17 protein-coding genes and 1 pseudogene are annotated in these 19,567 nt (G+C 60.0%); 13 read left to right on the top strand and 5 right to left on the bottom strand.

What is annotated here, in order from left to right; all coding sequences use genetic code 11:
- Nucleotides 1-75 precede the first annotated feature (75 nt).
- Nucleotides 76-867 carry a hypothetical protein gene (locus SULPSESMR1_RS24765; protein ID WP_089423653.1) on the bottom strand — a complete coding sequence of 264 codons (792 nt, stop codon included), beginning with the start codon at nt 865-867 and terminating at the stop codon, nt 76-78.
- 72 nt (nt 868-939) lie between these two features.
- Here SULPSESMR1_RS24765 and SULPSESMR1_RS24770 point away from each other — a divergent pair, with 72 nt between their 5' ends.
- Both SULPSESMR1_RS24770 and SULPSESMR1_RS24775 read left to right on the top strand, forming a co-directional pair.
- The gene (locus SULPSESMR1_RS24770; RefSeq protein WP_089423654.1) at nt 940-2,076 is read left to right on the top strand and encodes an exonuclease SbcCD subunit D; all 1,137 of its coding nucleotides are present in this window, start codon (nt 940-942) and stop codon (nt 2,074-2,076) included.
- Complete coding sequence (locus SULPSESMR1_RS24775; RefSeq protein WP_089423655.1) at nt 2,073-5,153, top strand: AAA family ATPase; 3,081 nt, start codon at nt 2,073-2,075, stop codon at nt 5,151-5,153. Before SULPSESMR1_RS24770 ends, SULPSESMR1_RS24775 begins: the two co-directional genes overlap by 4 nt.
- A gap of 460 nt (nt 5,154-5,613) precedes the next feature.
- On the opposite strand, the gene SULPSESMR1_RS24780 is transcribed toward SULPSESMR1_RS24775, so the two are convergent.
- Entirely contained in the window at nt 5,614-6,681 is a 1,068-nt protein-coding gene (locus tag SULPSESMR1_RS24780; RefSeq protein ID WP_198362935.1) for a hypothetical protein, read from the bottom strand.
- 227 nt (nt 6,682-6,908) lie between these two features.
- Here SULPSESMR1_RS24780 and SULPSESMR1_RS24785 point away from each other — a divergent pair, with 227 nt between their 5' ends.
- The gene (locus SULPSESMR1_RS24785; RefSeq protein ID WP_089423657.1) at nt 6,909-7,802 is read left to right on the top strand and encodes a recombinase family protein; all 894 of its coding nucleotides are present in this window, start codon (nt 6,909-6,911) and stop codon (nt 7,800-7,802) included.
- A 61-nt stretch (nt 7,803-7,863) separates the two neighbouring features.
- On the opposite strand, the gene SULPSESMR1_RS24790 is transcribed toward SULPSESMR1_RS24785, so the two are convergent.
- Together SULPSESMR1_RS24790 and SULPSESMR1_RS24795 are read right to left on the bottom strand one after the other, a co-directional pair.
- The gene (locus SULPSESMR1_RS24790; protein WP_089423658.1) at nt 7,864-8,259 is read right to left on the bottom strand and encodes a PIN domain-containing protein; all 396 of its coding nucleotides are present in this window, start codon (nt 8,257-8,259) and stop codon (nt 7,864-7,866) included.
- Entirely contained in the window at nt 8,249-8,476 is a 228-nt protein-coding gene (locus SULPSESMR1_RS24795; protein WP_089423659.1) for an AbrB/MazE/SpoVT family DNA-binding domain-containing protein, read from the bottom strand. The genes SULPSESMR1_RS24790 and SULPSESMR1_RS24795 overlap by 11 nt, the downstream gene beginning before the upstream one ends.
- Before the next feature lie 237 nt (nt 8,477-8,713).
- On the opposite strand from SULPSESMR1_RS24795, the gene repA reads away from it, so the two are divergent.
- The 3 genes from repA (at nt 8,714) to repC (ending at nt 12,312) form a co-directional block, all read left to right on the top strand.
- Nucleotides 8,714-9,901, top strand: coding sequence for a plasmid partitioning protein RepA (repA, locus tag SULPSESMR1_RS24800; protein ID WP_055687614.1), 1,188 nt, complete (start codon nt 8,714-8,716; stop codon nt 9,899-9,901).
- Nucleotides 9,898-10,914, top strand: coding sequence for a plasmid partitioning protein RepB (repB, locus tag SULPSESMR1_RS24805; protein ID WP_089423660.1), 1,017 nt, complete (start codon nt 9,898-9,900; stop codon nt 10,912-10,914). Before repA ends, repB begins: the two co-directional genes overlap by 4 nt.
- Before the next feature lie 177 nt (nt 10,915-11,091).
- Complete coding sequence (gene repC / locus SULPSESMR1_RS24810; RefSeq protein WP_089423661.1) at nt 11,092-12,312, top strand: plasmid replication protein RepC; 1,221 nt, start codon at nt 11,092-11,094, stop codon at nt 12,310-12,312.
- A gap of 135 nt (nt 12,313-12,447) precedes the next feature.
- Here repC and SULPSESMR1_RS24815 read toward each other — a convergent pair whose 3' ends face one another.
- On the bottom strand, nt 12,448-13,650 hold the full coding sequence (locus SULPSESMR1_RS24815) for a Fic family protein (protein WP_089423662.1): 1,203 nt from the start codon (nt 13,648-13,650) through the stop codon (nt 12,448-12,450).
- A 293-nt stretch (nt 13,651-13,943) separates the two neighbouring features.
- Here SULPSESMR1_RS24815 and SULPSESMR1_RS24825 point away from each other — a divergent pair, with 293 nt between their 5' ends.
- The 7 genes and pseudogenes from SULPSESMR1_RS24825 to SULPSESMR1_RS24420 all read left to right on the top strand — a co-directional run.
- Nucleotides 13,944-14,414, top strand: a complete 471-nt coding sequence (locus SULPSESMR1_RS24825; RefSeq protein ID WP_250161508.1) for a hypothetical protein — start codon at nt 13,944-13,946, stop codon at nt 14,412-14,414.
- Between the two features lie 40 nt (nt 14,415-14,454).
- Complete coding sequence (locus SULPSESMR1_RS24830) at nt 14,455-15,396, top strand: ArdC family protein (RefSeq protein ID WP_089423665.1); 942 nt, start codon at nt 14,455-14,457, stop codon at nt 15,394-15,396.
- Between the two features lie 23 nt (nt 15,397-15,419).
- Nucleotides 15,420-15,629 (top strand): DUF6330 family protein, encoded by a 210-nt coding sequence (locus SULPSESMR1_RS24835; protein WP_089423666.1) that lies wholly within the window; start codon nt 15,420-15,422, stop codon nt 15,627-15,629.
- 88 nt (nt 15,630-15,717) lie between these two features.
- Nucleotides 15,718-16,107: a DUF3768 domain-containing protein gene (locus SULPSESMR1_RS24840; protein ID WP_089423667.1), complete on the top strand. Its 390-nt coding sequence runs from the start codon at nt 15,718-15,720 to the stop codon at nt 16,105-16,107.
- 157 nt (nt 16,108-16,264) lie between these two features.
- Nucleotides 16,265-18,247, top strand: a complete 1,983-nt coding sequence (locus SULPSESMR1_RS24845; protein ID WP_089423668.1) for a ParB/RepB/Spo0J family partition protein — start codon at nt 16,265-16,267, stop codon at nt 18,245-18,247.
- Nucleotides 18,248-18,323: 76 nt separating this feature from the next.
- A complete protein-coding gene (locus SULPSESMR1_RS24850; RefSeq protein ID WP_089423669.1) occupies nt 18,324-18,917 on the top strand; it encodes a regulator in 594 nt (197 codons plus the stop codon).
- Nucleotides 18,917-19,563: pseudogene (locus tag SULPSESMR1_RS24420) on the top strand (DUF6927 domain-containing protein); the annotation flags it as partial. The gene SULPSESMR1_RS24850 and the pseudogene SULPSESMR1_RS24420, both read left to right, overlap by 1 nt.
- Between the last annotated feature and the right edge of the window lie 4 nt (nt 19,564-19,567).

Consider the following 19,567-nt stretch of genomic DNA (forward strand, 5'->3'; position numbering starts at 1 on the left):
GTCGGGCCTAGAGATGTGGTAGGGACTGCGTGAACAGCTTGCGGGCGGTTTCTGAGTTGGTTCTGAAAAGCTGGTTCAGGTATCCAACTGTTCCGTCATTTCCAACTCGAGCCGCGCAGTCTCCTGGTTCAGTCGCCATCTTCTAACGACATAAAACACGAGCGCCTTGCGAGTTTCGATCAGTAAATGCGTCTTGTCGTCAAATCCGTACTCCAGCTGGACGGCTCGCGCTTGTGCATCAGATAGATCTGAACGCGGACGTATCCACAAGCGCACTAAGCTGTTCCAGTCCGTGTCAAAAGGCAGGGGAGCAGGTCTCTCCCGCGTTTTCATGTCGATTTGTTTCGTTATTCGTATTGGGAGATAATCGCGGTACGCCTCGTGATTATAGCTCCATGCGCGGAGATAAATTGCCTCTCCGTCAAAATGGAACTGAACTGGACTGATCCACTGCGGGTCGGATAGGCCGCTTGTCATCGAGGTGTAGGTAATCTGGATGTCGCGTTCGCCCATCTTGGCGCGGTACAGCTGTGCGACAACGGTGGAATCCATCACGCGAGTGGGCAGCGGGATGCTCGCGCCAAGCGATGTCGCCTTGCCATCAAGTAATTCGAAAACTTGTTCCGGGCCAGCCTCAGTCAATGCGCAGTGGTCGCCGGTCGAGAAATAGGCCTTCTCTGCGGCATCGTAGACTGGCGGCGTATTCGTCAGAGAAAGATAGGTTCGAAAGTCAACGGCAGCCTGTGCCATCGAGATATTGAAGCGTTCGATCAAGTCGCGGCGGTTCGCCTGACCTCTCCAGGTCAGACATTGGTCGAGGAACAAAATTCGCTCACGTTGCGCGTGCTTGAGGGCTTTCAGGCTCATACGCCGAGTAATACTTGACTCCGCTCGCATAGTCCATACATTTACTATACGTATAGAAAATGGATTGATCTGATGAGACTACTTCATACGGCAGATCTGCACCTGGGGCGGCAGTTCATGGGGTTGAGCCTCGAGGAGGATCATGAGGTTATCCTGGGTCAGATCCTTGAAGCGCTTGTGGTCGAACGAGCTGATGTTCTTGTCATCGCGGGGGACGTTTTTGACCGTGCCTCTCCGCCCAATTCATCGGTCCGGCAGTTCAATCGCTTCCTCAAGCGTGTAGCAGAGGAGACCGAAGCCGCTGTGGTGATGATCTCTGGAAACCACGATTCTGGCGACAGGATCGAGGCTATGTCTGTCTTTTCCACCGCGTCTCGTGTGCTGGTGCGGGGGATTGCCGATGCGGTGGAAGCGCCGCTGGTGCTGCGTGACGCGCAGGGCGAGGTCGCCTTTTCCGCACTGCCCTTTTCCTATGAATACGCCGCACGCGAGGTGTTCAGGGATGAAAGCATTAATGCGCCGGCGGAGGTAGTTGCCGCCCAGATCGCTGCGGCAAGGAGGCAGGTGCCTGATGGAGCGCGTTGGGTCGTCGTGGCCCATGCTTTCGTCGCGGGTGGTGCGGTCGGCGAGACCGAGCGCGCCCTGACGCGAGTCGGAGGCATAGAAACTGTTCCCTCCGATGTCTTCGATGGGGCGGACTATGTTGCACTGGGGCATTTGCACAAGCCGCAGGAAGTGGGCGCGAGCCATATTCGGTACTCCGGCGCACCGCTTGCTTTCGGTTTCGACGAGGCGGGAAATGAAAAATCCATGACAGTCGTCGATCTTAAAGCTGAAGGGGTCGAGATCCGCATCGTACCGTTCCGACCGATCCGGCAGGTTCGCTCGCTTACTGGGGCATTCTCGGATCTTCTGGAAGGAACGCCGTCTGACGATTTCATCCAGGCTATCCTGACGGATGAAAACCCTCTGATCGATCCGATGAAACGGTTACGCGCGACCTATCCCAATGCTTGCCATCTGACCTATGCCCGGCAGGAGCGCGCTGCGGAGACCAAGGCGCTCGGCAGCGGACGGACCGCGGTCACGCCAATCGAGATGATTGTCGACTTCGTGAAGGTTGTGCGCGGCCGGGAACCAAACGCCACCGAAGTCGCGATCATCGCGGAAAAGCTCCACGCGGTAACCTCCGGGGAGGAGCAGACATGAGACCCATTCGCCTATCGCTTCAAGCCTTCGGGCCATTTGCGACAACCGAGGTAGTCGATTTCCGGTCCGCGCTGGAGACGGGTCTGTTCGGGATTTATGGTCAGACCGGCGCGGGAAAGTCGACGCTGTTTTCGGCGATGTCCTTCGCGCTATTCGGGGCGCCGACCAAGACTGATCAAGAACCACGTTCACTACGCTCGGATCACGCCGCGTCGGATCTACCTACCGAAGTTGAATTTGTCTTTGAGCTGGGCGCCAAGACCTACCTGATCCGTCGTCGTCCGGCGCAGGAACGTCCGAAGGCACGCGGTGAAGGGACCACTGAGGACGCGTCGGAAGCCTCGTTATTCGACGTCACCGGGATTCCGGTGGACATTCTTGGTCCGAGTCAGTCTGGCCGTGTCATTGCGGAAAAGAAAGTCTCGCTAGTTGGGCAGCAAGTCGAGGCGCTGCTTGGCTACGGGGCAGATCAGTTTCGACAGATCGTGCTCTTACCGCAAGGCAAGTTCGAGACGTTCTTGGCCGCAAAAACGGATGCGCGGGTCGAGATATTGCGGGATCTCTTCGACGTGAAGATCTATCGAGATCTCGCCGCACGGCTGAAAGAAGAAGCCTCAGAGGCAGAACGAGCGTTGCGCGACCAGCGCGCTCTCTACGTGGCTCGACTCGAGGAACGTGGTTTTGAGAGCGCGGAGGCGCTAGAACTCGGGATTGCCGCAGCCGAAACAAAAGTCGAAGAAAAGCAGGGAGTTCAGAACGGCGCGGCGATGGCTACCGAAGCCGCGCGTAAAGCTCTGACCGAAGGCGAGCAAATCGAGAAAGCATTTTCTGCTGTCGACACGGCACAGCAGGCATTCGATAATCTAGAAAAGAAAACGGGCGAGGTCGAAGAACTGGCCAAGCGCATTGAGGCTGTCCGGAATGCCATTCAGGCCCGTGATCTTGAGACGGCTTTGCGCGATGCGGAGCAGGAAAGCCGGAATGCGGTGGAGGCTGTCACAAAGGTCGAGGCGGCACTAGATATCGCCACTGGCGCGAAGGAGGTGGCGGGAAAAAAACTTGTTGAGGCACAGTCGGGCGAGGACCGGCGGCAGCAAGTTCAGGCTGACCTGACAAGGTTGGAGGCGATCGAGAACCAGGTCGGTCAAGCAGCGGCTCTTAGAAGCGCGTTTGACGACGCTGCGAAGGACGAAGGTTCGGCGAAGAAGGCTCTGACCGAGGCCATAGATGCCCGAGAGAAGCTCAAGTCTCAGCGCGATGCGACCGATCTGGCACTTGATCAAGCGCGAAAGACCGAAACGGTGCGAGGCCAGCTGACCGGTGAGTTGGCCGAGGTCAACCGAGAAAGAGTCAAGGCAGCGGCGCATGTTAAGGCGCAAGAGGCTGTCGCGGATGCTCAACGAAATGTAGAAGCGGCATCGAACGAACTGGCGACAAGAACCGACGCGGCGCAAGCCGCTGATGCGGCATTGGTAGATGCCGAGGCACGGCTTTCGCGCACGCAAGCGATCATTCTGGCCGAAAAGTTGACCGAAGGAGCGCCCTGCCCTGTCTGTGGCTCCCATGATCATCCTGCGCCTGCCCATGGTATGCCCGAACAATCTGGTTTGACCGAAGCGTTTCGGAGTGCGCAGGTTCAGGCGAGAACTGCCTCCGAAGCCAGAGTTCGGGCCGAAAGCGAACTCGGCAATTTTCGAATGCGGCTCGACGAAAAGAAGCGGGCGCTCGAGGAACAGGAAAGTCCTGAGCGCACGTTAGCGGAACTCGAAGTTGAAATCGCACGGCTTGAAGGCGACGTCGCCGCGCTTGGAGAAGCGGTCGATTTAGACGCGATGGCGGAGCAGTTGGCCCAACTCAAGCTGAAACTGACTGAGGCTGAAGCTGCCGAGGCTACGGCGCGCACCGCTGCGGGAAAGGCCGAGACCGATCTTGCCGGCGCGCGCGCCAAGCTGGACACAGTGATCGAGGCCCTGCCGGAAGGTCTGCGCACGCCCGAGGCGGTTGTCGCTCGACGGGAGGCTTTACAGAGAGAGCAAAGGCAACTGTCCGAGGCGCTGGAAGTGGCGACGCAACAGGACCGAGCCGCCGGTGAAATGCTCACCCGTGCGCAAGAGCAGCTGGAAGCAGCAAAGCGGGCGCGCGACGCGCAGCAACAGCGCGTGAAAAAGGCGCAAGATGATTTTGGTGCTCGGCTTGCCGAGGTCGGGCTGGACAAAGCGGGATATGATGCTTGCAAGGCGCATTTCCCGACCCTCGATGCCGACCAGAAGACGGTATCCGATCATCGTGAGGGCCTGATCGCGGCTCACACGACATTGCAGAACGCCATAGCCGCTTGCGCAGATCGTGAACGCCCGGATCTTGCCCCGCTTCAGCTGGCGTTGGCAGACGCCACCCAGACCTTGAACGCGGCCAACGCTGCACTCGCCACAGCGAGGACAGATGTATCGTCACTGACCAAATTCAAGGAATCGCTTGCGGCGGCGCTGGCCGAAACCGAGCGGCTTGAAACCGAGACCGGTCCGCTCCGGGGGCTGGCCGATCTGGCTAACGGCAAGAACGATTTCAAGATGACACTCGAGACCTTCGCGATCGGTGCAATGTTCGACCAGGTTCTCGATGCGGCGAATATGAGGCTCGACCCTATGACACGTGGTCGCTACCGGCTGACGCGCGGGCTTGAGGCATCTGGCGGCCGCGGCAAGCGTGGGCTCGAAATCGAGGTCTTCGACATCAACACCGGCAAGGCGCGTCCGACAGCAACGCTATCCGGTGGCGAGACCTTTATCGCGGCACTAGCCCTCGCGCTTGGGCTAGCTGATGTGGTCGAGAGCCTTTCGGGCAAGATCCGAATGGACACGATCTTCATCGATGAAGGCTTCGGCAGCCTCGACACCGAGAATGGGGCGGGCACGCTGGACCAAGTGATCCAGGTTCTTGCTGCGCTGACAGAGGGCAGCCGGGCTGTGGGACTGATCTCGCATGTCGGGCTGGTGCAGGAGGCTATTCCACAAGGCTTCTATGTGCGTTCGACCCCAAGCGGCAGCCGGGTCGAGGAAAGGAGGGGGCTGGGATGACGGACCGTTGGTATTTCCGTAAGGCGCACACCCGCCGCCTGTCGACGGGGCGCACGGTATCCGTCCGCGGCGGTTGGGCAGTTCGGGGCGACCGTGAAAGCAAGAAGGGCGCACCGTTCAGGCGGACTTGTCCAATATGCGGGGCGCTGATCGTAAGTGTGGGCATGCCCAGAGGGGGCTGGGTCCATTTCGAGGGCGGCAAAGGCCTGACACGAATTAAACACCATTGCCTACATCTTGGCGAAGGTCTGAGCAGGCGGCGCGACGAGGACACACCGGATCTTTTCGAAATGCTGCGATAGCTCGTTGCCGGATTACACAAAGCAATTCTGAGAGAAAATTTTGTTCGATATCCAACCCAGGATTCTTTGGCGAATCTGATGAACGTAGGCATCGGCGCCACGCGCCCCACCCTCAATGAACTGAGAAGGCCCTTACCGCTGGATCTACTCACAACGGTCTAGTCCTTGATCCGCCACATCCTGAAGCGTCCTTGTTGCGTCACTTCTCGGATCAGGCCTCTCTCTTCCATCCAAGCGAGGTTCCTTTGAACAGCCGCGCGACTTGCGCCTGTTAAGACTTCCGCCATCGGGGCCGACACCAAAGGCCACTCTGTCAACGCCGAACGAAGAGCGGCCGGAGTTCGCCCCGAAAGCTGAGACATGGCTCCTTCCGCCCGAGCACTCCATGTCTGGGTATCATCTAGATGACGCATCGCCGTTAGAATTGCGCTGTTCATCCCATCCAACCAGCGGGCCAAGCGTTCGGGTGGCAAGCCCGAAGCACGCAGCCCCCCTGCCCCGCCCATAGCGAGCGGTGCGAAAATGGCGCCGCTTCCGTCACTGGCCGCGATCCTGGACGCGGTGACGGCGGCTTCCATCTGGTCGCCGTGCTGTCCGAGGCCCGCCAGGCTCCAGAGATGAAAGCCCATGCAAGCCCGCGTGATTGGGTGGAGATCGGCTGCGGCTGCTATTACGTCCAGCCATCCGCCCGCGCGATCTTCGAAACGCTCAGTGCTGTCTTCAATGTTTTCGGGATCGCGGCGATCTAGGAAGGCTGCCAAGTCACCTTTTGGTCCGGGACCGCCAGTCAGGCGCCGAGCGGCCCATCCAACTCTTGCTAGGGCATTTGTGTCATCCTGTGCGCCCGAGAGCCGCATCGACACCCAGAGCGCCAGCCGATCAGAACTCACCCGATCTCCTGCGAACCAGCTAAGATCCGCCGCCTCGATGAGAGCGAGCCGATGCCGCCAGCCTTCCGGACCGCGCAGCAGCCGGTCATCCAGAGCTCCAAGGCGTCCAGCCACTCTTGCCAGTCGCGCAGCGTGAACCCCCTCTGCCCTTGCCCAGTCATCGACGACAGCGGTGTCGGGCGGTTCCGCCCGCGGCCCGGGAGGCAAATCATCGGGTTCTTCTTCGAGTGGCCCAGGCAGGAACCAGAGATCATCCTCGTGAGCCTCTTCGTCCCCCTCGACTGTGATGAAGGGGTCGTCAAAATCATTAGTCAAATTAGATGTTTGTGATTTCATATGTGCAAAATACTGATTTTTTGCCCATTACCCAAGCGTTTTTGTGGCCGTTGCTTGCGCCCTTTATATAGTACGCGCGCGCGACTGCCGGCGGAACCTCTCAGATCGCGCTCTGCGCAAGAAAACCAAGGCATTGTACGCCAGCTCAACGAGAGAACACTTGCTTGCATTCGTTTATAAACCGTCGTTTATTGGCGCTATATCAAACTGCAAAAAAGACTGTTTTGATGCCATTGATAGGCTACGCGCGCGTTTCAACTGAGGATCAAACTCCCCTGCCCCAGTCTGAGGCCCTGCAAACTGCGGGATGCGTCGAAATCCATGAAGAACACGCCTCAGGCGGCAATCGTGCGCGGCCGGTGCTTGCCCGCGTGCTGGAGCGAATTAGCAAGGGCGACACGCTGGTTGTCGTTCGGATCGACCGGCTTGCGCGGTCGCTGTCACATCTGCTGGAGGTGATCGAACGGCTGGAGGCCAAGGGGGCGTTCTTTCGCTCCATTCAGGACCCGATCGACACCGGATCCCCGCAAGGCAAGTTCACGCTGCAGGTGTTGGGCGCCGCGGCCGAGTTCGAGCGGGCGCTGATCCGCGAACGTACCAAGGCGGGGCTGGCGAGTGCCCGTACTAAGGGCCGGGTCGGCGGGAACCCGGGCCTACGCGCCCGCGATCCAGCCGCGCTACGCAAGGTGCGGCTCGCGCGGCAAGACGGCTACATGGAGCGGCTGAACGAGACGGCTCAGGACTGGGTGCCACATGTCCGACGACTTCGACCCGATATGGCCTGGGAAGATGTGCTTCGGATCATCAATGGCCCCCTGCCCTACGACCGCCACTGGACGCAAAGCCGCCTTTTGCGCGCAGTGAAAGCCTATGTGCGCGACGGGTTTCTGCCCAATGAAGTGCTTGGTCGCGCTGGAAGACGCGAAACCGACGACCGCCTGCCCGCGATTGTCGCTGGCATCAAGGGTGCGGACCCTGACATCACGCTCCAGGCGATCTGTGACCGGCTGGAATCCATGCGCGAACGCACCCCGCGTGGACGCGCCAGCTGGCAGCCGTCGTCCGTGAGGATGCTGCTGGAACGCGCGGAGAAGTTGGGCTTGCTGAAGTGCGCGCAATAAACACAACCCTGCAAATCTTCCAACTCATGGAACAATTGCAAGGTTGCAGCCCGTTTTCTGGTCAGGTGAATGGATTCACGACGCGCAACTGATCTTCGACCAACAATCCGTCGTGCATATCTTCGCTCCACAAAGTCGTGCATCCAGCAATAAGAGCGGCCGCCACAATCATCGCGTCATAGACCGAAAGCTGGTACTTTTCTGCCAAAGCTCGGCCCACAAGATGGGTTTGCACAGACAGGTCCTCGACTGGACACAAGGATTGGACCCCTGCGAGAAAAGCGCCGGTCTCCTCCCAACTGAGACCGGCTTTCCTCCGGCAATTGACCATCGCTTCGTTCAGGACCTGCACACTGATCCGCGGCCCCTGCCCCAGGATGTCTTCCGCCCGATCCGCCTTTGGGCCGTCGTCAAGAAGGTAAAGGACGACATTTGTATCCGCGAATTCAGCGCTCATGCGCAGCGTCGCGGCTCAGGCGTGCTTCCTTGGATAGCTTTCCGCGAAACCGCCTTAGCCCTTGCAGGACTTCATCGGCGCGAGGTTGGCGCTGGACAAGCAAAGTACCGTCGTCCTTTATCAGATCGATTTGGTCACCCTCTTTAAGACCAAGTTCGCGCACAAGATCGGCAGGCAGCCGGACCGCGAGCGAATTCCCCCATTTTGCAACTTGCATCGGTGTCGTCCCTCCTGGTGGATATACGAGCCTATATGTATATCATCCTGACGCAATTGCCAAGATCAGCATTCGACGACGACGGCGAACGGGCTTGTGTTTCGACGGTGAGCTCACACAAGATGTGGAAAAAACTTGCGCGAATCCGACTCTTACGGCAATAGTCACGGAAACGAGGCAAAAAACGTCAATAACCGTGAACACGCCAAAGATGCGTAGCGCGGATCGAGAGGGCAGATGAACAAGACTTTCGTGCATCAGGACCTGAACGCGGTCATCCGCCAGCATTCCGAGTGGCTGGCCAACCAGCTTCATTCGCAACGCGAGAGCCTGTTTCCCCCAGACGCCACAAAGGAAATGCGCAAATTCTCCTCCGGCGAGGCGGCAGCGCTTCTTGGTGTGAACGACTCATACCTGCGCAAAATCAACCTTGATGGCAAGGGCCCTTCGCCTGAACTGACGGCCGGCAATCGTCGCCTGTATTCCGCGCAGGACATTCAGGCCCTGCGTGTCCTGCTGGAAAAGACCGCGCGCAAGCCTGGTGACTATATCCCCGGACGGCGTGACGGGGATCACCTGCAAGTCATCGGTGTGATGAACTTCAAGGGTGGCTCGGGCAAAACGACGACTTCGGCACACCTTGCACAACGGCTGGCCTTGCGCGGTTATCGCGTCCTGGGCATTGATCTTGATCCGCAGGCCTCATTCACGGCGTTACATGGCGTACAGCCCGAATTCGATCTGACAGATGGCGGCACGCTCTATGACGCGATCCGCTATGACGACCCAGAGCCGATCCGCGCCGTCATCCGCAAGACCTATATCCCGAACCTCGACCTGATCCCGGGCAATCTGGAACTGATGGAGTTCGAACACGAAACGCCACGTGCTCTTTCACAAGGCAACGCAGGCCTGTTCTTTTTCCGCGTAAAAGAGGCGTTGGCCCAGGTTGACGGTGATTACGACGTTGTGGTCATCGACTGCCCGCCGCAACTGGGCTTTCTCACCATGTCCGCACTTTCTGCCGCCACCGGCGTGCTGGTCACAATTCATCCGGAAATGCTCGACGTGATGTCGATGTCACAATTTCTGCGCATGACGGCTGATCTGATGGACGTGATCGCCGAAAGCGGTGCGGACATGTCCCACGACTGGATGCGCTATGCGCTGACACGCTATGAACCTCAGGATGCACCACAAAACCGGATCGTCGCCTTTCTGCGCACCATGTATGGCGATGCGGTGCTCAACTCGCCAATGCTCAAATCCACGGCGATCTCCGATGCAGGTCTGACAAAGCAAACCCTATACGAAGTCGAGCGCAGCGCCTTTACCCGCACGACCTACGATCGCGCCCTTGAAAGCCTGAACGCGCTGAACGACGAAGTCGCTGATCTTATTCAGAAAACGTGGGGGCGGGCATGACGAGTGGCAAGAAAAAACGGATGTCGATGCTCGACAATCTCGCGGCAGCCGGTGGCCCGGCCCCTGCCCCTCAGGCTGGCGCCGTAACCCCTATGATGACGTCCAACCGCGCCCTGCGCTCGGCCCGTGACGCGGTCGATTCACATCATGTCTGGGAACTCGACCCGGCCAGTATCGTCGACGACAGAATGGCCGACCGGCTTGATCCGGCGGATGTGCATGATCTGCGCGCCGCAATCGAGGCGAATGGTCAGACCGTACCAATTCTTGTGCGCCGGCACCCGTCAGAGACGGACCGCTATCTGCTCGTCTATGGTCGCCGTCGGCTCGAGGCGATCCGCCAGTCCGACAAGGTCGCCAAGGTGCGCGCACTGGTCGCCAATCTGGATGATGACAGTGCCCTGCGTGCGCAGATTTCCGAAAACATGGCGCGCCGCGATTTGTCCTTCATTGAAAAGGCGATATTTGCGCAAGAACTCGTATCGTCGGGCTTTGGAAATCAATCACAGGTTGCAGAAATTCTGACCGTGACCAAATCTTCGGTGTCCATGGCTATCGCCATCGCCGACATGGTCGGTACAGACCTCATCCGCGCCATCGGTGCTGCACACGGCATCGGCCGACCCCGGTGGGAGGCCATGGGCCGTGCCATCGCGGACAACGACCTGGATCGGGGCAGCCTGATCCGCCTTGCTGAGGAAACCCATGGCAAGGCCGATGTGGCCATGGTGATTGATGCCGCACCTGCGACCGACGACCCCTCTGTGCAGGCGTTCGAGGCCGTGTCGAAGGTTGTCACAAGGCTAGTCAAACCGGCCAAGGCCCCCTCCCCTTCTGCTGCATCCAGTCAGCCGCTCAGGATTGGGGGCAAACGTGGCGGCACGCTCAAACGCACCGCCAAAGGGATCTCGATCGAGTTGCAGAATAGTAAGTTTGCCGACTGGGTAGAGTCTGAAGCCGATGATTTGATTGAAGAACTTCACGAACGCTGGAAGCAGCGTTCAGAAGACTGAAGAAGAGCAGAAACCAAAAACAGGAGGCACGAAAAAGCCAAAGAAAAGGTCCCGCAAAGCGACCGCCCTACGAGACCCTGACTTGTTCTTAGCACTCTCAAGTTAGTCTCAGACGCCGTTTTTCGCAAGTCTTAAGTGATTCGCGGACCGTGATTTCTTTGCCGTCGTGAATGTAAAATGGACTACACCCCCGTAACGCCTTTCAGGCGACCCATAAATGCTGCCATTCTGCACTATCAGGCAGCGGCGCAACAGGACCTCCCGCCTTCCGGCGTCAACAAATGGGAAGCACTTCGCGAACTCGCCGCTGCCCGTATCGCCTTCGGCTTGTCCGACCGTGATTTGAGCGTGCTTCAGGCATTGGTCAGTTTCCATCAGGCCACGATCGTTGGCGGGAACCATAGTGAAACTGTCGTGCATCCGTCCAACAAGGCTATTTGTGAGCGCCTGAACGGCATGCCCTGTTCGACCATGCGGCGGCATCTGGCGAACCTGGTGCAAACCGGTTTCGTCGTGCGTCGCGACAGTCCCAATGGCAAGCGTTACGCGCGCCGGTATGGGGACGAAAAGATCGCTTTCGGCTTCGATCTGGCCCCCCTCGCCCAACGCTTCGTCGAAGTGTGCGAAGCCGCAGAGGCTGTCCGTGCTGCGGAGGAGCGCTACAAGCGGCTTAGATCCACTGTAAGCCTCATGCGCCGTGATCTAGCGGGTCTCGTCGATTACGGCCGCTCTCTGCGCCCTGACCGCGCCATCTGGGACCAGGCGTCCGACCTATGCGTCCTGACGGCGCGTGACCTTCGCCGCAAGCTCGACTTTGCAGAGTTGCAGCAGATTGAATCCGCGTTGTCCGAAGCACTCAACGCCACTAGGGACCTGTTGGAACCAGTGCAGTCACAAGATATGAGCACCAATGACGTCACAAATGAGCAGCACTATCAGAATTCAAATAAAGACTCTTATGATTTTGAACCACGCTTAGAAAAAGCGCAGGACGAGGGCAGCGTCTCCGATCCGGCGACAGCACTGGTTGCAGAGGGTAGGACCGATGAGCCTGTCCCGGTCGACAACAATCTACCCAGAATACCCCTCGGTCTCGTTTTGGCCGCTTGCTCTGAATACCGAGCTTATGCTGAACGACCTGTGCGCCACTGGCATGATCTAGTAAGGGTTGCCGATGTAATAAGGCCTATGATGGGCGTCTCTCCTTCAGCTTGGGATGAGGCCAAACAGTACATGGGCCCGGAAGAGGCATCGGTGGTCATCTTGGTAATGTTGGAACGCTTCGGCGACATCCGGTCGCCTGGTGGGTATTTGCGGACGCTGTCTGCAAAGGCTGCTCTTGGTGAATTCTCCTGTGGTCCCATGATCATGGCCCTTATGAGAAAGGACGCTGCATGAAAAGTTCACAGCTGTGAACTGCGTCTTGTTTCGTCGCGCAGAAGACAGGTTCACAGCTGTGAACTCATTGCTAAGGGGATCCGTCCACTTTCTTTCTGGGCGCGCTGACCTGCGTAGAGCGCGGACTAACGAAAATCACACAGTCAGGTCACCGTCTCCAAAGAGGTTTGGAAAGAGCCGCTCTCGATAATCCAACGGAAACGCCAACCGAACCGGCGTCTTCGGCGAGGCGGACGTCATGTATCCGGCGGTGGTCAGTTTGCTCAGCGTGTTGCGAGCAGTACGCTCGGACGTCTTGAGCACAATCTGCGCATCGCCTCGTTCCAGTGCCCCATGCCGAAGAACCGCCGAGATTAGTTCCGGCGCTCGCTTGTCATCGATGGTATCTGCAACAAGACGACGATACCGTTGGTCAAGTCCGCCGAGATCGAACAATCTTGCTGAGAAGGTGATCTGGTCGAGCGTCACCTTTAGGAACCATTCACTAAACGTCTTCAGTGCCGCTTCTGACAGGTTCCCCCGTCCGTCGCGGTCTCCGCGGCGTGGACTGTCGGCCAGATCCATCATCCGTTTGTACTCGCCCCGATCGGTTAGCCCGCGGGCCAGCCCACGTGATACGGACCAGAGCCCTTGGCCACCAATCCCCGCTGTGAGGGCCATGGCATGAGACATCAGTCTGCTGACACGGCCGTTGCCATCCGGGAAAGGGTGGATGTAGTTGAGCCGGTGATGCGCAGAGGCGATCGCGATGATCCGTCCGCTCGAAGACCGCGCCGCAATCTGAAATCGTTTGTCAAAGTGATCCATGAATGCCGCGACGCGCGACGATGAAGGAGGTAGGTGGCGCCCGACCGCAACTTCCCGATCATCATCCTGGCGCATGCGTCCCGGAACGATGGGCTCTTGTGTGCCGTCGGGATGTTCGATGACCCGAAACTCATCCGGCATCTCGTCGTAGAAGCTCTTATGGACCCAAGTCAGGAATTCGACGGATGTGGGGCAGGGCAGGGTGCCCTTGCGATGCATCTCGTCGATGGCCCGTTGAACGATGACGTGCGCCCGGGCCTCAAGGGCGAGGGGACGGGTTTCTTCCTCAAGCTCGGCACCAGCCAGCGCCCTTTCGATGTCGCGGGGGCGCGTGTTGTGTCCTTCGATCAGGTTGGAGTAGTAGCAGTTCATCACACGGACGAGATCGGCAAGTTCGGCTGCGCTGTCAGGATGCAACCCTTGTCCCAGCCCGGTGGCTTCCCTCTGGATGTCGACCGAAAGGTCTGCCAGTTCTGTGGGAATATGCTCCTCGAAGAAGCAGGGTTCGATCCTGGCGGGTGTTTCCAGCATTTTTGCCGATCTTCCATGTTTGCAAAGTAATTGAAAAATAAACACATTTCGTACTTTCAAGCAAGGTTTTGCCGATATGCGTTGCCGATCTTGCCTGCCGATCTGGAATTGCTGCATGAAATCAATGGCTTCGGCAGAAGGGCCGGGCTTTTCGGTTTTGTTGTGTGCCCAAAGGGGCCGGAAAAAGAGAAAGTGTCCTTCGGGTTTTGTGACTGACGGATGAGGGCCTTTGGGGTCCCTCAGATGGGTCCGGGCCGGGTTCCGGTCTGCCGTTCCTGATGAAGGACATTCCCATGCAAACAGGTGTCTTGCGCGTGTTGCGCGCGACCGCTGCCTCGTGGTGGCGAAACAAGGAGCTGCGCCGAACTGGCCAGCTGAAATTGGCGCGGCAGCTCGAACGCGAAACCGTCCTGCGTGATCTCGGCTATCTCAGGCAGGCGGAGACACTGCCGAACGCCCATTTGATCTGCGGCGATGGCGGCACATTCATCCATCTCGGTTGGACCACAGTGTCGACCTTCGCGCCGATCGAGCGCTTTCCCTTGGCCGCCCTCGCGGTCGCACGAGGAACGCCGTTCATCGATATCCGATCCGTCACCGATGTCACCGCCTTCGCGAACTTGCCGTGCGTGGCGCGGGACGGATCGGTCGACCCTGACCCTTCCGGTCCTGGCAGGTCCGTCTCGCTGACCACCTACATCGACATGGTCGAAGCCCTCGGTGCCAGGATCGCCAACGATCCGCGCCCCCGCCAGTCAACCTGATCACCATTCCCTCTCACCAACACTCGAAAGGAGGCCAGCCATGGCCCGATCCCGCACGCCCAAATTCGATGCCTCCGAGGTCATCACCAACGAAATCATCCGCATCATCGAGCGCGGCGTCCTGCCGTGGCGCAAGCCATGGACCGCAGGTGGCAGCTCTCGTCCCCTGCGCGTGGGCGGAGAACCCTACCAAGGGGTGAACAACTTCCTGCTGACGATGCGGACCGTGATGGCGGGCCACAGCTCTCCCTTCTGGATGACGCTGCCGCAAGCCAATGCGTTGGACGCAAAGGTCCGCAAGGGCGAGAAGTCCTCTGTCGTCGTTTATTACGGTCAAAGCCGGAAAGACGCGGGCGCATATGAGCATGACCGCAGCGACGGGGATGATCACTCCGAGGAAGCCCGTATATTCCGCTTCCAGAAATCCTACCGCGTGTTCAATGCCTGCCAGATCGAGGGCTTGCCCGACAGCTTCTTTCCGGACCCGGAGCCCGTGCCCGAGCATCCGCGGTCCGAGCCAATCCCGCACATGCAGGCGTTTTTCGATGCCATCGACATCACGACCGTCTTCACGGGCACGGAGGCGTACTATTTGCCGCCCGTGGACAAGGTCTACATGCCGTCCATCACGCGGTTCCAGGACCCGCGCAATTTCTACGGGGTCTGGGCCCATGAGCTGGCCCATGCCACGAAAGCCCCGCATCGGCTGAACCGTGATTTCGGGTTCTCGAAGTTTGGCAACACGTCCTATGCGCGCGAGGAGATCGTCGCGGAATTGACCTCAGTGTTCCTGGGTCAGACGCTCGGCTTCACGGCGCATACGCTCGAGATGAATGCCGCCTACCTGCACAACTGGTTGCGGGTCCTTCGGTCGGACAAGGGCGCGATCTTCCGGCACGCCGCGGACGCGCAGCGCGCCTGTGATTATCTGATCGCACAATCTGAGGCGGGTAGGGCAGGGCGCAGTGCCGAGGCCGCCTGACCACACGGAGAACGGAGACTCGCATGTCACGCAAGGAATCCAAGACGCTGCGGGTGGCCTGCTTCGAGGACGGCCGCCGCAAGATCATCGTCTTCAAGCGCGGTGCCTATTGGTGGAGCCCGTCCGAGGGCGCTTACCCGCTCTCGGCGGCACTCGAGAGCATCAAGGAACAGGGCGGCTGGATCGAAACCATCCCCAACCCGAATTACAGACCCAAAGGGCTGTTCGGGTAGGGCGCCTTCGGCCTCGATTCATCCGCCAAGCGGAAAAGAAAAAGCGGGCTTTGAGAAGGGTGTTTCAAACCTCTCAAAGGAGATCCCCATGTCCATGAATGTTCAACCCCAGCCAGACCGTCCGGATCCGAGTGTGATCGCGGCGCAGAACGACGCGTTTCGCAAGCTCGCGTGCCTTGGAGTGCCGCCCGCGCAACCCATCCAGGGCCGCATGCATGTCACCCGCTCGCTTATGGAGGTCGGCGATGGCTTCATGGCCGAGGCGGTCAAGGCAACCGGTGAGTTTGCCACGTTCGAGCCGGAGAATGACCCGGAAGGCTGGCACGATTTTGGCGCGGTCGAGATCCGGGGCCAGACCGTGTTCTGGAAAATCGATCTCTATGAGGCAGATTCGGATTTCCGCTACGGGGCTGAGACCCCGGACAATCCTGCCACCACCATGCGCGTGCTGACCATCATGCTGACGCGCGACTGGTAGGCGAGGGGACACCCCCCAAACCTTACACGTCAAGAAATGAAGGCCCGCTGCCCCTCAAAGGGAGAGTGGGTCTTTTGTCGTGGTGATCCCTGAAGCCGGGGATTGGTCACGCGCAAGCGGGCGCGGGCCACACCTCACCCACTTGGAAGGATATCCCATGACCACAAGCTTTGCCCCTCTCACCGTCGCCATCGGCGATCTGGTCCCGCATCCCGCCAATGTGCGCAGCAACTCGCCGGAAACCTATGATCCCGAGAACATCGCGCATCTGAAGGCCAGCATCGCCGTTCTGGGCTTGCTCCAGCCGCTCCTGGTCCAGAAGCTCGACGGCAAATACGCTGTCCTCGCTGGTGGCCGACGCCATGCCGCGCTGAAGGAGCTGGTCGCAGACAAGGCCGCGAAGGGGTTCACTGCGAAAACCAAGGTGGACTGCCGCCTTGTCCCTGAGGAGTGCGACGTCACCACGGCGCTGTCGCTCGCCGAGAACATCACCCAGGCACCGATGAATGCCATCGACGAGTTCGAGGCCTTCGCCCGGATGATGGAGGTCGACGGCCAGACGCCCGAGACGATCGCAAAGACCTTCGGCGCCACGGTGGCGGCCGTGAAAGGCCGGTTGCGCTATGGCCTTATCCACCCCGACATCCGCGCCGCGGCCCGGGGCAAGGTGATCACGCTCGACACGATGAAGGCCTTCGCCGAGCACCCGAGCCAGGAGGTGCAGCGCGAGGTCTTCGAGGCGCTCACGAAAGACGGCGGCTATCTGCAGGCCTACACCGTCCGTCAGGCGCTCAAATCCCGCGGGGTGCAGGTTAGCGACGACATCGGGGCTTTCGTGCGCGAAGACTACGAGGCACGCGGCGGCGCCGTCGCAGCCGATCTGCTGGATGAGCATTCCGTGCTTGAGGATGCGGCTCTGGTCGAGACCATCCTGCTCGAGAAGCTCGGTGCCGCCGCCGAAGAGGCTCGCATAAAGCTGGGCTTTGCCTGGGCCGATGCGATGGTCCGCTATGATTACGCGACCATGGCCGACTACGGCCGCGTCTATCCCGGCCCGATCGAGCCGGATGAGGCTGCCCAGAAGCGCATCGATGAGATCACCGCCGAGCTTGAGAAATTGCAGCTCGAGATGGAGGATGAGGGGCTCGAGGACGGTGCCTATAATGCCCTTTACGAGCGCGTGGACGCCTTGGAAGAGGAAGCCCGCGACCTGCAGGAGGCCTACAGCGCCGAAGACCTGGCGCGGGCAGGCGTGATCGCGTCGTGGCAGAGTGGGCAGATCACGTTCCAGGTTGGCCTCGTCCGCCCGGAGGACACCGTCAAAGAGGAGGGCGCGCGGGGCTCCTCGGCCAACCCGACCGAGGGGGAGGCCCCGGACGCCGGCGAAATCACCTACCCGGCCTCGCTGGCAGAGGACCTCAAGACCGAGCGGGCCATGGCCCTCGGCGCCGCGATGGCGCTGCATCCCGAAGCCACGCTCGATCTGACGCTCTTCAAGCTGGTCAGTGACGTTCTGGCCAGCGGCATGAGCGTCACGCAGGCGATCAAGATCGATGCCCGCAAGGAATACCGCAGCCATGCCAAGATGGACGAGATTGACGAGACCTCGCTTGAGCAGGTGGCGGCGGCGCATGATGCGCTTGATCTGTCCTGGCTCGATGACACCCGCGCGCCCGCGGATCAGTTCGCGGCGTTTCGCGCGCTGGAGGCCGGCGAGAAGGCCAAGCTTGTGGCCTATGCCACGGCCAGCACCACGCAGTCCTGCTTCGCGCGGGACCGCCAGCGCGACAGCCTGATGCATGACTTCGAGATCGAGATCATGCCCGACATTCGCGCCCACTGGACACCGAATTCGGCCCTCTTCAACCGCTTCAAGAAGGCCTGGCTCCTGAAGATCCTCGGCGAGGATCTGGGTCTGACCCAGGAGGCGGTGACGCTGGCTTCGTCGAGCAAGAAGGAGATCGTCGCCTTCTGCGACAAGCTCTTCGCCGAGCCCTTCGCCACGCTCACGGACGCGCAGCGCGCTGCCGTGGCCGCCTGGTGCCCGCCGATGATGCAGACCGCCGGTGTCGCCTTTGACGAGGCGGAGCCCACTGCGGAAACCCCCGAGCCTGAGAGCGAGGTCGCGCAAGCGGCCTGAGCCATCACGCGACCCGCGCGTAGATCATGCCACCCGCGCGGGTCGACCCTCCCACACCCAACGGAAAGACATCCCCATGGCTATTCTCAAGTTCTCTGCCTCCGCTGTCGCGGCGCAAATCGCACATGCGCGTGCCTGCAAGACCTTCCTGCCCAACTGGAACGGGTCCGTGGACAGGCCGGCCCTGATCCTGATCGTTGGCAATGGTGTGCATCTGTGCTCGAACGGCATCGATGGTACGACCACCCGTATCGTCACCACCGAGCAGGCCGATCCCTCCTTCGCCTTCGCCGACGGCATGAACCCGTTTCGGGATACCGACTGGATGGCGCAGCGCCGCATGGCGTTTCGCGATCTGACAGGCCAGTTCTACACCGACATCCTGGATGACGTGCAGGTGCTCATCGACCGGGGGCGGGGTGCGATCCGGCTCGCCACCGATGGCCACAGCATCCGCGTCTTCGTGCGCCGGGCCTCGGACTATCTCATCGGCGGGACCTACGAGGTGCCCTCGGGCCTCGGCGGCACCTTCCGGGTCATTCTCAAGGATGCCTGCGACACCTTCGCGATCGTGCAGAACTGCGGCAATTGCGAGGATTTCGACGCCATGCAGCCCTATCGCGTGCCGCTGGATGCGCTGATGGAGATCGACGATCGGAGGGCGGCATAGTGGGATGGCTTTTCTACACCGACCGCCGTATCAAATCCTACGCGGATGAGAAGGCGGAAATTACACGGCTCTGCACCTTCGAGGGCGACACGCGCAAAACTGAACTGGTCAAGGCCTGCAAGGTCGCCTCCACCTGGTATGCGGCGGCAAGGGTCACCAATCTCGACGGCACCGCTGTCGAAGACACGACCTATGTGACCGATGCGGATGGCTCCATCACTTTCGCCGCCGTATTCCTTACCCGATATGATGACGGCTGCTGGGGCTACAAGGACATGGAGGAAAGCGCGGGACCGGTCGAATCCCGCGCGCCACTGAGCCTATTGGCCCTGCTGTCCGAGCTGAAAGACCTAGACAGCTATGCTCATGCCTGGCGCCAGCGCTGCCAGGACTGGGCTGCGATCCCGGACTACGAGGAAGGCGACAAGATCAAGCTCGCAGCACCTGTGACGCTCACTGATGGCAGTACCTGCCAGATTGTCACCGCGACCCACTACAGGCGCGGGCGGCAAAAGCGCCGCTGCTACCGCATCGAGGAAACTGGTGGGCTCGTACGCCTGTCGAAGGCCTCGCTTGCGGGCTCGGAGTTGCTCAGCTCCGCGAAAGGTGCGGCTAGCCCGGTGCTGCGGAGTTCCTGGCGGGGCGAAAGG

Origin of the sequence: Pseudosulfitobacter pseudonitzschiae, assembly GCF_002222635.1 — a bacterium.
Classification (GTDB): Bacteria; Pseudomonadota; Alphaproteobacteria; order Rhodobacterales; family Rhodobacteraceae; genus Pseudosulfitobacter; species Pseudosulfitobacter pseudonitzschiae_A.

Coding starts and splice junctions, on each gene's coding strand:
- SULPSESMR1_RS24765 (WP_089423653.1), bottom strand. CDS start 867: ATGAGCCTGAAAGCCCTCAAGCACGCGCAACGTGAGCGAATTTTGTTC.
- SULPSESMR1_RS24770 (WP_089423654.1), top strand. CDS start 940: ATGAGACTACTTCATACGGCAGATCTGCACCTGGGGCGGCAGTTCATG.
- SULPSESMR1_RS24775 (WP_089423655.1), top strand. CDS start 2,073: ATGAGACCCATTCGCCTATCGCTTCAAGCCTTCGGGCCATTTGCGACA.
- SULPSESMR1_RS24780 (WP_198362935.1), bottom strand. CDS start 6,681: ATGAAATCACAAACATCTAATTTGACTAATGATTTTGACGACCCCTTC.
- SULPSESMR1_RS24785 (WP_089423657.1), top strand. CDS start 6,909: ATGCCATTGATAGGCTACGCGCGCGTTTCAACTGAGGATCAAACTCCC.
- SULPSESMR1_RS24790 (WP_089423658.1), bottom strand. CDS start 8,259: ATGAGCGCTGAATTCGCGGATACAAATGTCGTCCTTTACCTTCTTGAC.
- SULPSESMR1_RS24795 (WP_089423659.1), bottom strand. CDS start 8,476: ATGCAAGTTGCAAAATGGGGGAATTCGCTCGCGGTCCGGCTGCCTGCC.
- repA (WP_055687614.1), top strand. CDS start 8,714: ATGAACAAGACTTTCGTGCATCAGGACCTGAACGCGGTCATCCGCCAG.
- repB (WP_089423660.1), top strand. CDS start 9,898: ATGACGAGTGGCAAGAAAAAACGGATGTCGATGCTCGACAATCTCGCG.
- repC (WP_089423661.1), top strand. CDS start 11,092: ATGGACTACACCCCCGTAACGCCTTTCAGGCGACCCATAAATGCTGCC.
- SULPSESMR1_RS24815 (WP_089423662.1), bottom strand. CDS start 13,650: ATGCTGGAAACACCCGCCAGGATCGAACCCTGCTTCTTCGAGGAGCAT.
- SULPSESMR1_RS24825 (WP_250161508.1), top strand. CDS start 13,944: ATGCAAACAGGTGTCTTGCGCGTGTTGCGCGCGACCGCTGCCTCGTGG.
- SULPSESMR1_RS24830 (WP_089423665.1), top strand. CDS start 14,455: ATGGCCCGATCCCGCACGCCCAAATTCGATGCCTCCGAGGTCATCACC.
- SULPSESMR1_RS24835 (WP_089423666.1), top strand. CDS start 15,420: ATGTCACGCAAGGAATCCAAGACGCTGCGGGTGGCCTGCTTCGAGGAC.
- SULPSESMR1_RS24840 (WP_089423667.1), top strand. CDS start 15,718: ATGTCCATGAATGTTCAACCCCAGCCAGACCGTCCGGATCCGAGTGTG.
- SULPSESMR1_RS24845 (WP_089423668.1), top strand. CDS start 16,265: ATGACCACAAGCTTTGCCCCTCTCACCGTCGCCATCGGCGATCTGGTC.
- SULPSESMR1_RS24850 (WP_089423669.1), top strand. CDS start 18,324: ATGGCTATTCTCAAGTTCTCTGCCTCCGCTGTCGCGGCGCAAATCGCA.